At 59.7% G+C, this 15,098-nt stretch carries 12 protein-coding genes; 10 read left to right on the top strand and 2 right to left on the bottom strand.

All coding sequences use genetic code 11. The annotated features are described in order from the left end of the window. The first annotated feature begins 93 nt into the window (after positions 1 to 93). Positions 94 to 558 carry a histidine kinase gene (locus AC1DTN_RS10660; protein ID WP_310387379.1) on the top strand — a complete coding sequence of 155 codons (465 nt, stop codon included), beginning with the start codon at positions 94 to 96 and terminating at the stop codon, positions 556 to 558. 204 nt (positions 559 to 762) lie between these two features. Here AC1DTN_RS10660 and AC1DTN_RS10655 read toward each other — a convergent pair whose 3' ends face one another. Beyond that, the gene (locus AC1DTN_RS10655) at positions 763 to 2,625 is read right to left on the bottom strand and encodes a tetratricopeptide repeat protein (protein WP_477920821.1); all 1,863 of its coding nucleotides are present in this window, start codon (positions 2,623 to 2,625) and stop codon (positions 763 to 765) included. Between the two features lie 283 nt (positions 2,626 to 2,908). Between AC1DTN_RS10655 and AC1DTN_RS10650 the strand changes: the two genes are divergently transcribed. Beyond that, positions 2,909 to 3,295 (top strand): hypothetical protein, encoded by a 387-nt coding sequence (locus AC1DTN_RS10650; protein WP_477920819.1) that lies wholly within the window; start codon positions 2,909 to 2,911, stop codon positions 3,293 to 3,295. A 47-nt stretch (positions 3,296 to 3,342) separates the two neighbouring features. Here AC1DTN_RS10650 and AC1DTN_RS10645 read toward each other — a convergent pair whose 3' ends face one another. Further along, entirely contained in the window at positions 3,343 to 4,383 is a 1,041-nt protein-coding gene (locus AC1DTN_RS10645) for a LacI family transcriptional regulator (protein WP_439015799.1), read from the bottom strand. A 455-nt stretch (positions 4,384 to 4,838) separates the two neighbouring features. Between AC1DTN_RS10645 and AC1DTN_RS10640 the strand changes: the two genes are divergently transcribed. The 8 genes from AC1DTN_RS10640 (at position 4,839) to mgrA (ending at position 15,080) form a co-directional block, all read left to right on the top strand. Next, positions 4,839 to 6,074: an ABC transporter substrate-binding protein gene (locus tag AC1DTN_RS10640; protein ID WP_037099253.1), complete on the top strand. Its 1,236-nt coding sequence runs from the start codon at positions 4,839 to 4,841 to the stop codon at positions 6,072 to 6,074. Positions 6,075 to 6,283: 209 nt separating this feature from the next. Then, positions 6,284 to 7,189, top strand: a complete 906-nt coding sequence (locus AC1DTN_RS10635; protein WP_113320652.1) for a carbohydrate ABC transporter permease — start codon at positions 6,284 to 6,286, stop codon at positions 7,187 to 7,189. Positions 7,190 to 7,193: 4 nt separating this feature from the next. Next, entirely contained in the window at positions 7,194 to 8,126 is a 933-nt protein-coding gene (locus AC1DTN_RS10630; protein WP_439017251.1) for a carbohydrate ABC transporter permease, read from the top strand. A 4-nt stretch (positions 8,127 to 8,130) separates the two neighbouring features. Further along, positions 8,131 to 9,222, top strand: coding sequence for an ABC transporter ATP-binding protein (locus tag AC1DTN_RS10625; protein ID WP_442206098.1), 1,092 nt, complete (start codon positions 8,131 to 8,133; stop codon positions 9,220 to 9,222). Positions 9,223 to 9,348: 126 nt separating this feature from the next. Beyond that, on the top strand, positions 9,349 to 11,814 hold the full coding sequence (locus AC1DTN_RS10620; RefSeq protein WP_477920816.1) for a beta-mannosidase: 2,466 nt from the start codon (positions 9,349 to 9,351) through the stop codon (positions 11,812 to 11,814). 39 nt (positions 11,815 to 11,853) lie between these two features. Continuing rightward, entirely contained in the window at positions 11,854 to 12,618 is a 765-nt protein-coding gene (locus tag AC1DTN_RS10615; RefSeq protein WP_477920814.1) for a sugar phosphate isomerase/epimerase family protein, read from the top strand. A gap of 8 nt (positions 12,619 to 12,626) precedes the next feature. Beyond that, positions 12,627 to 13,760, top strand: coding sequence for a Gfo/Idh/MocA family protein (locus AC1DTN_RS10610; RefSeq protein ID WP_113320648.1), 1,134 nt, complete (start codon positions 12,627 to 12,629; stop codon positions 13,758 to 13,760). Positions 13,761 to 14,048: 288 nt separating this feature from the next. Continuing rightward, on the top strand, positions 14,049 to 15,080 hold the full coding sequence (gene mgrA / locus AC1DTN_RS10605; RefSeq protein ID WP_477920811.1) for an L-glyceraldehyde 3-phosphate reductase: 1,032 nt from the start codon (positions 14,049 to 14,051) through the stop codon (positions 15,078 to 15,080). The last annotated feature ends 18 nt before the right edge of the window (positions 15,081 to 15,098 follow it).

Raw genomic sequence — 15,098 nt, 5'->3', positions numbered from 1 at the left:
GAATCGGCTGTTGTTCCCGACGTTTGACTAGTTCCATGAAGGACGAACTGCGTGGCGTTGCGTTGTTCCTTTGAACCGAGAGGGAGACACGGAATGTCGGACAGGAAAGGCTCTGACCCAAACGAGATGCCGCCGAGCGCGCAGGATCTGCGCGATCTTCAGGAGGCGATGAAGCAGAAGGCGACGCGAGCGACGGAGGCGAAGGAGAAAAGTCATTTCGACCTCGTCAATGATTTTATGTTCAAGCATGTCACCGAAAACGAAATCCAGATCGTGCGGCGACTGGTCGATAATGCCCTGAGGGACGGAAAGACGGAAGCGCTGGTCTATCAGTTCTCGTCCGACTACTGCACCGACAGCGGCCGCGCCATCAATAACGGCGCCGATAACTGGCCGGAAACGCTGCAGGGAAAAGCCAAGGAATTCTACGAGCGCTACGAGAAATACGGGCGGCCGCAGGGCTATAAGCTGAAGGCTGTCGTCGTCAATTTTCCGAGCGGCATGCCGGGCGATGTCGGCTTCTTTCTCAATTGGGAATCCGAAAAGCCCAAGCAGTAAACAGGCGGGCCATCTACAGCCTCGTCGTGCCGAGAGCATAGTTCACCAGCCGTTTGGGCTCCGTGCCCCCGGCATATGACCTTGCCTTTCCGGTGCTTTGACACGCCCCCGATCGCCGTTTGCGAGCCGTCGACGCGGGGAGCAGATGGCAAAAATTCACGTGCCGATATCGAGGGGCTGAGCGCACAGACCGTCCAATGAGCCTCATTGGGAAAGGCGTGCGACGAGCTCTTCCTTTTTCTTGAAAGCGTCGGGGATGCTGCCGTTTGCAAGCGAGGCATTGCAGTCATCCAGCGCCTTCTGCAGTTCGCCGAGTTCCATATAGGCATAGCAGCGATTGTTATAGCTTACTGCGACAGTGTCCTTGGCAGTGACGGCGGTATCGTAGAGGTAGGGATACCTGTTGAGAAGGTCGAGTGCGCCTTTGTTGTCCTTTCGGTTGAAGTAGATCATTGAAAGCTCGATCGCTGCCTGCGCGCGCCTGTCGTCTTGCGAGTTCGCAACTTCGGTCAGGTCGTCTATGGCCTTCTGGTCGTTCTTCATCGCCTGATACACGAGCCCGCGCCAGTAGCGCGCCTCGATACCACTTTCGGGATCAGCGGTAATCTGCGAGCACTCGTCGAGCGCGGCATCATATTGCTTGAGCTGATAGTTGCCGAAGCAGAGGTAGATCCGGTTATAGGCCTTGCCGTCGAGTGCCAGCGCCGCCTTTGCCGCATCGACCATCTCGGACGGCTGGTGGTATTTCGAATACATCCCGGCGAGCGTTTCATAGATATCGGCGACGGCCATGTCCTTCTCTTCCGGTGTCGGGAATGAAGCGGCCCCTATATGCGACAGGGCTTCCTTGTATTTGGTGACGGCATTGTCGTAGAAGCCTTTGTAGTACCAGGATCTCGCGACAAGCTTGTCGATGAGAAAATTGTGATTTCCGTCGCCCGACTGCACGAGGCGCGGATCAGCGCCATAGCTATCGGCCGCAATCTGCAGCAAGCGACCGGAGTAGGGCTCTCCGCCCGATTGTGAGATCATATCGGACAGGATGTCACCGACAGCCGCGTTGGTTTCATACTGGTTCATCTGGCCGAACTGCTGCAGAGCCTTTGCCGCGTAGGCCTCCAAGCCCGGCCGAAGGGTTTGCTTCATGAAATCCTGAAAGCAGGAAGCATAGGCGTCTCCCCGTTTGCCGTAACAAGTCGTTCCTGCCGTTTCGAACAGATATCGGTACAGCTGCAGGGGCAGCAATTTCAGCGGCGAACCTTCCGGTGCGTTTGCACCATAGCGATCGACGAAGGCGTACATCATGTCGATGTCGCCACCCCATTTGGGCTGCAGGGTCGACAAGACGATCTGATATAGCGGCATGTAGTGCGGATAGACCGCTATCGCCTGGTCGAGCGCGTCGCTCAACTGCGATGTCACGCCATAACCGCGCAGCATGTTCACCTGCAAATACAGGCCGTAGGCCGAGGTCGGGTCGAGCTTCAGAACCCGGCTGACATCGGCGGCGCCCTTTTGCAGGATGCTGGCAAAGGCGGCCTGTGACTGCTTGTCGGTTTCCGTGCTGAACCTGTGGCCGCGCTTATACCATGCGAGATCGTAGTAGTATTGTGCGCGCACAAGGCGTGGAAGCGGAGCCAGTGGAGCGTGATCCACCCAGGCCGAAAGGTCGCGTTCGAAGAATGGGTCACTTAGGTCGGAAACGGCTTTGACGAAGTCGTCGAAAGGATAGAACGTCCATATCTTGGCGCGGCTTGCCGCAAGCGTGTCGCTTGAAATCCTGGTTGCGGTGACAAAATCACCCTGCTTGATGGCATCCTGCACAAGTTTGGCGCGGATGAAGGGTAGCTTGTCCCGTCGACCATCCGGACGTGCGGCGCTGGCCTGCGCATCCTGACTGCTGTCGGCAACACCGCGCAAGGACCAGTCCGATACTTCCAGCTTCGACAAGGCAGCGGAAGGCATGAACCGCTCTCCCACCCATATGCCGGTCATCAGGATGCTCACACCGGCGACGGCCAGCAGGAAAAGCATCAATGGATTTCGTCCTGCGTTGATCGTCGCCATGTCGTCCAGCTCAAGGGAATATGTGCCCGACGAACTTATTGGAGCGCCGAAATCGGAATATTCCGCAAGCGTACGTTGTATCAAGAGGGGCATTGCTGCAAGGGTCGGGCAGGGTTCCTGCTGCTATTGTTGCCGGTTAAGCAAACAGTTCGTTTACGTCGGCTTGTCGTGAGTCGAAGATCACGAGGCCGGTCAGCGAGTAGCGCTTGGCCGGGAGGGTGGAAGCAGAATGGTTACACGGTACTTTCCAATAGAGATCGACCCCAAATATCCATGCACGGGGATGACGCTTTACGACCTCCGGCACAGCTATGTGGATGGACGTGAAGACGACGGTTGTCCTCTGACGGCCCATTTCTCACTGCCAGGGCTGGACGAGACGCTCTTGAAGATCCACTTTTCTCACGTGGATATCGTCCGGGTGCTGGATGAAGTCTTCCTCTCAACAGAAGAAAACAGCGAAATAACCGGTCTCGTGCGCTATCACTTCGCCTACCGCGTTGAAAACAGTCACTTCTGGAACTCGCAGTCCGAATTCTACCGAGATCTCCGGCCTGACGCCGTGCACTACCGATTTGTTACCGGCAACGCATGCCTGGATGTCATTACCACCGACGAGCCGAGCTTCGACTTCGTTCCATTCGCCGATGCCACCGGAGCCTCAGCCTGACCGTGAGGGGCGCGTACGGCAGATCCTCGGACGTTTTGTGGCTTTCCCTACCGCCCGTCCGGCCATTCCGGCTTGCTGATACTCTGCAACAGTTCCGCATCCACGCCATCGATCCGCGCGATCACCTGCTTGGCCATCTCGCGGCCGGCGTGGCGGACGTCTTCGTAGGCGGTGATGATCTCCGGGCGAATCCAGTTGAGGATCGGGGCGGATTGCTTGGAGACGAGGTCGACGTCGTGGCCGAGGCGTTTGCCGGCGGCTTCGATGCCGGCGTTGACGGCGATGGTGGCGCTGCCGGCTGACGAGACGATGCCATCAGGGGCGCCGGGGGAGCGCATCAGCTGCTCCACGGCGTCGCGGATTTCGGCGAGCGGGGCGTCGATATTGGCGCGTAGCGGCACTTCCTCGGCGCCATAATCGTGCAGGCCGGTCTGAAAGCCGATGCGGGTATGGGTGTAATAGGTGAGCTTGCTCGGCGGCTGCAGCAGGGCAATGCGCTTGCGGCCGCGGTTGACGAGCTTCTGCACGGCCTGATGGGCGTAAGCCTCGTTGTCGAAATCGTGGTAGGGGTGCACGAGGCCGGCATCGGTGCGGCCGTGGGCGGTAAAGGGCATGCCGCTTTCGGCGAGCAGGCGCACGCGCGGATCGTCAGGCTCGACGCGCGAGATAATGACACCGTCTGCGGAGCCTGTGTCGAGGATATAGCGCACCGGCAGCATGGGGTCCTTGCTGTGCGAATGCGGGGTGACGACGATGTGGTAGGGCGTGCCGGTCAGCACTTCGGAAATGCCGAAGACCATCTGGCTGGAAAAGCCCATGATCTCCTCATCGATGCTGAGGACGAGGGCAATTACGTTGGTCTTGCCTGTTCTCAGGCGCACACCGGCCCGGTTCGGCTGATAGCCGAGCTGGCGGGCGACCATACGCACCCGTTCCTTGGTTTCAGCGCCAATATCCGGTGCATCTTTCAGTGCCCGCGATACGGTCGTAACGCCAAGGCCCGTCATGAAGGCGATCGTCTTCAATGTCGGGCGCTCGCGCGGAACGGAACCGGATGCCGCTCCGCCGAAATTTCCGTTGTTTTCCATCCCTTTAGGCCCGCCTCACGCGATTTGCTTCGCCTTATAGAGACTTTTTGCTGCGCTGTAAGTACGCCGGCGCTGAAAAAGCTCTCCTCCCTGAGCGAGACAATCTGTAACGATACAGTAGAAATGTCGAGCCTTTTTTCTGATCAACGTTGCATAGTGGTGCTCTCTGGTTGAATCGCATGTCCGGCGCGCGATTTTTTGCACCCGCGAAATGCTGAAAGGCCGGAATTGTCAGATTAATCAAAAATTAAATAGCAAAATCATTATTTTAGCATAATGCCGCAATTGCGAAATCGCTTGCTTACGCTTTTCTTATTGAGCAAAGGCGGAACTGGTGATTGCCCTCATAGGCTGTAATTCTGCCTTTCACAGAAAATTTTGCGAGCGGGCGGTTGCGCGGATAAATCGATTGCTCTAAGTTTTTCCGGCAACGTTTCAGTGAGGGAGGAGAACTCATGAAAATCCGTATGATGGCGGCTGTGCTTGCCGCTTCCGTAGCCATTCCGTTTGGTGCCGCCAAGGCAACCGATCTCGAAGTCACCCATTGGTGGACCTCGGGCGGTGAAGCTGCCGCTGTGGCTGAGCTGGCAAAGGCATTCGATGCCACCGGCAACCACTGGGTAGACGGCGCAATCGCCGGTTCCGGCAGCACCGCGCGTCCGATCATGATCAGCCGCATCACCGGCGGTGACCCGATGGGTGCGACCCAGTTCAACCACGGCCGTCAGGCCGAGGAACTCGTCCAGGCCGGCCTCATGAAGGATCTGACCGATGTGGCGACCGCAGGCAAGTGGAAGGAAATCATCCGTCCGTCGACCCTGCTCGATTCCTGCACGATCGACGGCAAGATCTATTGCGCGCCCGTCAACATCCACTCCTGGCAGTGGCTGTGGCTGTCGAATGCCGCCTTCCAGAAGGCCGGCGTTGCGGTTCCGAAGAACTGGGATGAATTCGTCGCTGCCGCTCCGGCTCTTGAGAAGGCCGGGATCGTTCCTCTTGCAGTCGGCGGTCAGGGCTGGCAGGCAAGCGGCGCCTTCAACGTTTTGATGATCGCCATCGGCGGCAAGGACAACTACCTGAAGGTCTTCAAGGACAAGGATGCCAAGGTGGCAGCCGGCCCCGAGATTGCCAAGGTCTTCAAGGCTGCCGACGATGCACGCCGCATGTCCAAGGGCAGCAACGTGCAGGACTGGAACCAGGCCACCAACCTCGTCATCACCGGCAAGGCCGGCGGCCAGATCATGGGTGACTGGGCGCAGGGCGAATTCCAGGTCGCCAAACAGGTTGCCGGCAAGGACTATACCTGCCTTCCGGGCCTCGGCGTGAACGAGATCATCTCGACCAGCGGTGACGCCTTCTACTTCCCGCTCCAGAAGGATGCCGAGAAGGCGAAGGCTCAGGACGTGCTTGCCGCCACACTTCTCGACCCCAAGACCCAGGTTGCCTTCAATCTGAAGAAGGGCTCGCTGCCGGTTCGCGGCGACGTCGATATCTCGGCCGCAAACGACTGCATGAAGAAGGGTCTCGATATCCTCTCCAAGGGCAATATCGTTACCAGCTCTGATCAGCTCGTTTCGCCCGATACGACAAAGCAGATCGAAGACCTCTTCGCCGAGTTCTTCGCCAATAACACGATGACGCCCGACGCAGCGCAGAAGCGCTTCGCCGACATCATCGCCGCCGCCGACTGATCCTCGGTCCTCAAGCCCATCAGGTCCGGTCCTGCATGTTGCAGGGCCGGATCGCGCCGCCCGGATCTCTGATCCTTCCGGCGACGGCACGCCACACCCGGCTGCGATCGCGCCAAGACCGCATGGCGGTTGCGACAGGGGCGGGAAGGGTGGCCGTCTTCGGATGGAGCCCCGATCACCGAAGCGACTGTGCTTCAGGAGGAAACTCAATGACAGGTCAAGCGAAAGCCGGCCGACCGTTTAAACTATTTCGCAATCTGAATTCCAAGATTGCCTCCATTCCCATGATCCTCACCTCCATGGTCATCTTTCTCGGTGGCACGATCTGGACGGTGGTTTATTCCTTCACCAATTCCAAGCTTCTGCCGCGATTGAACTTCGTGGGCATCGAGCAATATCAGCGTCTCTGGGCCGCTCCGCGCTGGGTCGTGTCCATCGAGAACCTGGCGATCTACGGCATTCTGTCGCTGATCTTCAGTCTGGTCATCGGTTTCATGCTGGCGGCTCTCATGGATCAGAAGATCCGTTTCGAGAACACGTTCCGCACGATCTTCCTCTATCCCTTTGCGCTGTCCTTCATCGTCACCGGTCTCGTGTGGCAGTGGATCCTGAACCCGGAATTCGGCGTACAGGCGGTCGTGCGGTCACTGGGGTGGACGAGCTTCAGTTTCGACCCGCTCTATACGTCGGAAATCGTCATCTACGGGGTGCTGATCGCCGCCCTCTGGCAGGGCACCGGCCTCGTGATGTGCCTGATGCTCGCAGGGCTTCGCGGCATCGACGAAGATATCTGGAAGGCTTCCCGCGTCGATGGCATTCCCATGTGGCGGACCTATCTCTTCGTCATCATTCCGATGATGCGGCCGGTCTTCATCACCACGCTCGTCATCATCGCCAGCGGCATCGTCAAGGTCTACGACCTCGTCGTCGCCCAGACCAGCGGCGGTCCGGGCATCTCGTCGGAAGTGCCGGCGAAATACGTCTACGACTACATGTTCCAGGCACAGAATCTCGGTCAGGGCTTCGCAGCTTCGACCATGATGCTGCTGACAGTAGCGATCATCGTCATTCCCTGGGCATATCTGGAATTTGGCGGAGGGCGCAAACGTGGCTGACAATATCGCTCTCAAGGCCGTCAACGGCGGCGACACTCCCTTCGAGAAGAAGTCGGTTTCCGGTCCGGCCGGGCCAAAGCCGCGGCCGGTGGTTTCGGCCCGCAACATCATCGTCTACGGCTCGCTTTTTGTGGCCGCCGTCTATTACATGATCCCGCTCTACGTGATGGTCGTGACCTCGCTCAAGGGGATGCCGGAGATCCGGCTCGGCAACATTTTCGCGCCGCCGATGGAAATCACCTTCGAACCCTGGGTCAAGGCCTGGGCGACGGCCTGCACCGGCCTCAACTGCGACGGTCTTTCGCGCGGTTTCTGGAACTCGGTACGCATCACCGTTCCCTCGGTCATCGTTTCGATCGCGATCGCCTCGGTCAATGGTTATGCGCTGGCGAACTGGCGCTTCAAGGGATCGGAATTCTTCTTCTCGGTCCTCATCATCGGCGCCTTCATTCCCTATCAGGTAATGATCTATCCGATCGTCATCATCCTGCGCGAAATCGGCATCTACGGATCGCTCACCGGGCTCGTCATCGTGCATTCGATCTTCGGCATGCCGATTCTGACGCTGCTCTTCCGCAATTACTTCGTGTCGCTGCCGGAGGAACTCTTCAAGGCGGCGCGTGTCGACGGGGCGGGCTTCTGGCAGATCTTCCTGAAGATCATGCTGCCGATGTCGCTGCCGATCTTCGTCGTCGCGATGATCCTGCAGGTGACCGGCATCTGGAACGACTTCCTGTTCGGCGTGGTCTTCACCCGGCCGGATACCTATCCGATGACCGTGCAGCTCAACAACATCGTCAATTCCGTCCAGGGCGTGAAGGAATACAACGTCAACATGGCGGCAACGATCCTCACGGGACTCGTGCCGCTCATCGTCTACTTCGTGTCGGGGCGGCTTTTCGTCCGCGGCATCGCCGCCGGCGCAGTGAAGGGTTGATCTCATGAATATGAATGCAAGCGTTTCCATCAAGGATCTGTCGCTGAATTTTGGCGCGGTCAGCGTGCTGAAGGATCTCAACCTTGATATCGAAGACGGCGAATTCCTGGTGCTGCTCGGCTCGTCCGGCTGCGGCAAGTCGACCTTGCTGAACTGCATCGCCGGCCTGCTCGACGCTTCGGAAGGGCAGATCTTCATCAAGGGCAAGAACGTCACCTGGGAAGAGCCGAAGGACCGCGGTATCGGCATGGTCTTCCAGTCCTATGCACTTTATCCGCAGATGACGGTTGAAAAGAACCTCTCCTTCGGCCTTCGCGTCGCCAAGGTGCCGCAGGTCGAGATCGACAAGCGTGTGGCACGTGCCTCCGAGATCCTGCAGATCCAGCCGTTGTTGAAGCGCAAGCCCGCCGAGCTTTCCGGTGGTCAGCGCCAGCGTGTGGCGATCGGCCGTGCTCTGGTGCGCGATGTCGATGTCTTCCTCTTCGACGAGCCGCTGTCGAACCTCGATGCGAAGTTGCGCTCGGAACTGCGCGTCGAAATCAAGCGTCTGCACCAGTCGCTCAAGAACACGATGATCTACGTCACGCATGACCAGATCGAGGCACTGACGCTGGCTGACCGTATCGCCATCATGAAGAGCGGCATCATCCAGCAGCTCGACGATCCGACGACGATCTACAACAAGCCGCGCAATCTCTTCGTCGCCGGCTTCATCGGCTCACCGTCGATGAACTTCCTGCACGGCGAACTGATCAAATCGGGTGACGGCATCGCCTTTACCGCCAATGGCGTCAATTTCTCGCTCGCCGCCTATGACGGCTACGATAAGCTGCAGCCCGGCCGAAAGGTGGTGCTCGGCGTTCGCCCCGAACACATCAAGGTCAACGAGAATACCGGTGGCGAAGAGCATGACGCCACCGTCGACATCGAGGAACCGATGGGCGCGGACAATCTTCTGTGGCTGAAACATGCGGGTCACACGATGTCGGTACGCATCAACGGTGCGCGCCGCTTCAATGTCGGAGCCAAGGTGAAGCTCAGCTTCGACATGTCGCTCGCCTCGGTCTTCGACGCCGAAAGCGAACTGCGCCTCTAGAAAGTTCTGCGGGCGGCGCCGGAAACAGTGCCGCCCGATCCTCCAATCGGCCGTCAGGCCAGCCAAAATTCGGCCGCAGTCCGGCTTGTCCGGCACTCCCAGGAGCGGCCCGATCAGGATAAGACTATGACATCCTTGCCGAAGAACGGTTTCAACATCGAACTTTCGGGCTCGTGGCAGCTTGCCTCCGCCGATGGCGAGATTCGCAGCGTCATCACGCTGCCGGGCGACGTGCACACCGCGCTTCACCGCGCGGGACTGATCCCGGATCCCTATTTCGGTCGAAACGAGGAAAAGGTGCAGTGGGTCGCCCAGCGCGAATGGGTGGTCGAGCGCAGCTTCACGCTTCCCGATGCCGAGGGCGACTGGTATCTCGACATCGACTACCTCGACACGGTCGCCAGCGTTCACGTCAACGGCTTCCTGGCGCTCGAAGCCGATAACAGCTTCCGCCGCTACAGGCCGGATGTGTCGAGCATGCTGAAGAAGGGCGAGAACACGATCCGCATCGTCTTTGCCTCAAGCATTGCCACCGGTGCCGAACGGCAGAAGAAGCAACCCTTCTACATTCCCTATAGCACCGGCAACTCGCCGATCCCTGACGGCAACATGCTGCGCAAGCCGCAGTGCCATTTCGGCTGGGACTGGAATATCGCCATTGCCCCTCTCGGCCTCTACGGCACGATCGCTCTGAAGAAGCTGGAGACGGCGCGCATCGAGCATGTGCTGACACGCCAGACGCATAATGCCGATGGCTCGGTGGAACTGCAGGTGACGGCGACGCTCTACGCCAAGAATGCCGGCATCGCCCAGCTCTATTTCGATCTTGATGGCGAGCGTGTGCGGCTCGATGTTGGCGTCAACCCCGGCGAGGCTGACATCAACCACGTCTTCCAGATCGACAATCCGCGTCTCTGGTGGCCATCCGGCAGCGGCGAGCAGGCGCTTTATACGCTCACCGTCGAGCTTGACTCCGACAGCGTGACGAAGCAGATCGGCCTGCGCACCATCGAGCTGATCACCACGCCCGATGCCGCCGGCAGCCGTTTCGCCTTCAAGGTCAATGGTCACGAAATCTTCTGCCGCGGCGCCAACTGGATCCCGGCCGATGCGCTGTTCTCGCTCTCGTCGCAGGAGAAGACCGAGGACCTGCTGCAATCGGCCAAGGCCGCCAACATGAACATGATCCGTGTGTGGGGCGGCGGCTTCTACGAGCACGACTGGTTCTACGATATCTGCGATCGCCTCGGCCTGATGGTCTGGCAGGACTTCATGTTCGCCTGCAACCTTTATCCCTCGACCGAAGACTTCCTCGAGAATGTCGCCGTCGAGGTGGATTACCAGGTTCGTCGGCTCTCCTCGCATGCCTCGATCGCGCTCTGGTGCGGCGATAACGAGCTCGTCGGCGCGCTCACCTGGTTTGAGGAGTCCCGTAGGGATCGTGACCGCTATCTCGTTTCCTACGACCGCCTGAACCGCACCATCGAACAGTCTGTGAAGAAGGCGATGCCTGGCGCCCTGTGGTGGCCGTCGAGCCCGGCTTCCGGTTATCTCGATTTCGGCGATGCCTGGCATGCCGACGGTTCCGGCGACATGCATTACTGGTCGGTCTGGCACGAGAACAAGTCGTTCGACAATTACCGCTCGGTGCGGCCACGCTTCTGCTCGGAATTCGGCTTCCAGTCCTATACGTCGCTGCCTGTTATCAAGACCTATGCCGACCCGAAGGACATGAATGTCGCTTCACCCGTCATGGAACTGCACCAGAAGAATGCCGGCGGCAACGAGCGCATTGCCGGCACGATGTTCCGTTACTTCCGCTTCCCGAAGGATTTCCCGAATTTCGTCTATCTCAGCCAAATCCAGCAGGGTCTGGCGATCAAGACGGCTGTGGAATATTGGCGTTCGCTGAAGCCGCATTGCATGGGCACGATCTACTGGCAGCTCAACGACACCTGGCCTGTGGCCTCCTGGTCGAGCCTAGACTACGGTGGCCGCTGGAAGGCGATGCACTATCTCGTCAAGCGCTTCTTCCAGCCGGTGGCGGTCGCCGCCATTCCGTCCGACGACGGCAAGTCGATCCGCTTCTCGCTGGTTAATGACACGCTTGCCGAGGTCAGCGTCGATCTCGCGATCTCCATCCTGACGATGAAGGGCGAACGCAAGCACCTGAAGAACGTGCAGGCCATGTGCGCGCCGGATGCGGCCTGCACTGCGGCGACGCTCGACATTTCCGAGATACCCCCGGGTACGCTGCTTGCCTGGCACTTCACGGCCTCGAACGGCATGGGCGGCGAGGGGCACTATGTGAACGGCACCTACAAGGCGCTGGAACTGGAGCCGGCGGGCCTTTCCGTCATCCGCGAATTCGTCGAGGAGAAGGGCTCGATCGATATCGACGTCACCGCCAAGGGCCTGGCGCTCTTCGTGATGATCGAAACGGATACGGACGGCAAATATTCCGACAACGCCTTCGACCTTGCAGCTGGCGAAAGCCGCCGCATCACCTTTACGCCGGCAAAACCGCTCGAAGAGGGCAAGCTGCCGGAATTCCGCTTCTACGACCTGCATTCCTGCCAGTCGGCAGATTGATCTTACGTGAGAACGGGCACGAGGCCCGAGGAGGATGACATGACCAAGCTCAGCTATCAGCTTTATAGCGCCCGCAATTTCCCGCCGCTGTCGGCGATCTTCGAAAAGCTCGGCAAGGCCGGCTACGGCGAAGTCGAAGGTTTCGGCGGCATTTATGCCGAACTCGACGAGGCGGGCCTGAAAAGCCTACGCGCCGATCTCGACAAGAACGGCCTTGTCATGGCGACCGGCCATTTCAGCCCCGATTTCCTCGATGGCAATGTCGAGAAGTCGCTGCAGATCGCCAAGATCCTCGGCATGGATTCCATCTATGCGCCGCACCTGATGCCCGACCAGCGCCCGACGGATGCTGCCGGCTGGCTCGCCTTCGGCAAGCGCCTGCAGGAAATGAGCAAGCCCTACAAGGATGCGGGCTATGAATTCGGCTGGCACAATCACGACTTCGAATTCGTGAAGCTTTCCGACGGCTCGCTGCCGATCGAGCGCATCTTCGAAGGCGCGCCAGGCATCACCTGGGAAGCGGATATCGCCTGGGTCGTTCGCGGCGGTGCGGATCCCTATGCCTGGGTCGAGAAGCTTGGCTCCCGTATCAGCGCTGTCCACGTCAAGGACATCGCACCGGCTGGCGAAGCCACTGACGAAGGCGGCTGGGCCGATGTCGGCCATGGCACGATCGGCTGGGCAAAGCTGCTTCCGGTCGTCAAGGCAAAGACCAAGGCCAAGCATTTCGTCGTCGAGCACGACAATCCCAATGATATCGACCGCAACATCACGCGCTCGATCGCTTCCTTCAAGAGCTACTGAGGCAGACCATGACCAAGGAACTTGGCGTCGGCATCATCGGATGCGGCAACATCTCCACCACTTACTTTTCGCTGGCACCGCTCTTCAAGGGGCTGAAGGTGCTTGCCTGCGCCGATATCAATGTGCAGGCCGCAAAGCATCGCGCCGAGGAATATGGCGTGATCGCGCAGACGATCGAAGAGCTTCTCGCCAATGACGAGATCGACGTCGTCGTCAACCTGACGATCCCGGATGCACATTATCCGGTGTCGAAGGCTGCACTCGAAGCCGGCAAACACGTCTATTCGGAAAAGCCGCTCGTGCTTTCTCTGGAACAGGGCGAAGAGCTTCGCCGCATCGCCAAGGAGAAGGGGCTTTCCGTCGGCTGCGCCCCGGATACTTTCCTCGGCGGCGCGCATCAGCTTGCCCGCAAGTTCGTCGATGACGGCGGTATCGGCCGCATCACGTCCGGCGCCTGCTACGTCATGGGTCCGGGCATGGAAATGTGGCACCCGAACCCGGACTTCTTCTTCCTGCCGGGCGGCGGCCCGATCCTCGACATGGGTCCGTATTACATCGCCAACCTGATCAACCTGATCGGACCGGTGAAGCGTGTCGCCGGCCTGACCTCGATGGCGTCGGAGACCCGCACCATCACCAGCCAGCCGCGCAACGGCGAGACCATTCCGGTCAAGACGCCGACGACGATCCAGGCGCTGCTCGAATTCGTCTCGGGCGCCACCGTAACGCTGACGGCGAGCTGGGATGTCTGGTCGCACCGCCATGCCAATATGGAGCTCTACGGCACGGACGGATCGCTCTACGTGCCGGATCCGAACTTCTTTGGCGGTGTCGTCGAGGCAAGCGGCCGCGACAAGGACATCAAGGCACTCGGCGCCTGGGATCACCCGTTCGGCAAGTTCAACCAGGAAAGCCCGAACGGCCCGCGCGCCAACTACCGCACCGCCGGCCTTGCCGACATGGCCATGGCGCTGATCGAGGGCCGCGATGCACGCTGCTCGCTCGACCGCACCCTGCACGGCGTCGACATCATGACCTCGATCCTGAAGTCGGGTGCGGAAGGCCGGTTCGTGGAGCTCAAGACGACCTGCACACAGCCGGCGGCTCTCGGCATCGAAGAGGCGCAGGCGCTGTTGAAGTAAGGTGAGGGCTGCGCCGTGCGCTTGTCGCGCGGTGCGCTCGGACAATAATCTCGTCATGTCAGGCCAGGCCCTGACATGACGGTGTCGGCTGATAGGGCTCGCCATCAGGCAGCGTCAGTGAGTGAAGCTGTCGAGAACACGCGCCACGCGCTTGCCGTATCGGCGTGCTTAATCCAATAGTGCCGTCGCGCTTTGCCTGACATGAGGGCGACGACGTTTTTAGCTTTCGACTGCCGCTTGGTGCGGGATACGAAAGAGAAGCACTTTTACAGGTTGAGGAGACCTCAGATGAGCTGGCAACCGGCCGAAGACCGATATTCGAAGATGAAGTATAACCGCACGGGCCGTTCCGGCCTGAAGCTCCCGGCCGTTTCCCTCGGCCTCTGGCACAATTTCGGCGGTGACACCCCGCATGACCGCAAGGTCGATATGTGCCGCACGGCCTTCGATCTCGGCATCACCCATTTCGACCTCGCCAATAATTACGGCCCGCCTCCCGGCAGCGCCGAGACCGCGTTCGGCGAAATCCTGCGCACCGATTTTGCGGGCCTGCGCGACGAACTGATCATCTCTTCCAAGGCAGGTTACGACATGTGGCCGGGTCCTTACGGCGAGTGGGGCAGCCGCAAGTATCTGATCGCTTCCTGCGACCAGAGCCTGCAGCGCATGGGTCTCGACTATGTCGATATCTTCTATTCGCACCGTTTCGATCCGGACACCCCGCTGGAAGAGACCTGCGGTGCGCTCGACTATATCGTGCGTTCCGGCCGCGCGCTCTATGTCGGCATTTCCTCCTATAATTCGCAGCGCACCCGCGAGGCGGCCGCGATCTTGAAGGATCTGCGAACGCCTTGCCTCATCCACCAGCCGAGCTATTCCATGCTCAACCGCTGGGTCGAGGATGACAAGCTGCTCGATACGCTCGACGAGGTCGGCATGGGCTCGATCGTGTTCTCGCCGCTCGCCCAGGGCATGCTGACGACGAAATATCTCGGCGGCATTCCCGCCGACAGCCGTGCGGCGCAGAACCACTTCCTCAAGAAGGATTTCATCCGCCCTTCGATCATCGACAATATCAGGAAGCTCAACGAGATCGCCGAGAAGCGCGGCCAGACGCTGGCGCAGATGGCGATCGCCTGGGTGCTGCGCGGCGGGCGCGTGACCTCGGCGCTGATCGGCGCCAGCCGCTCCTCTCAGATCGTCGATTGCGTTGCCGCACTAGACAATCTCGAGTTCTCGGCAGAGGAGCTGAAGCAGATCGATGTCTATGCCAAGGAGGCCGACATCAACCTCTGGGCCAAGTCCGCAGAGCTGGATTAGTTTTGATCGCCCGGGGCA

The sequence above is a fragment of the Rhizobium sp. 01T444 genome (assembly GCF_056398305.1).
This window is presented reverse-complemented; position numbering and strand designations above follow the sequence as displayed.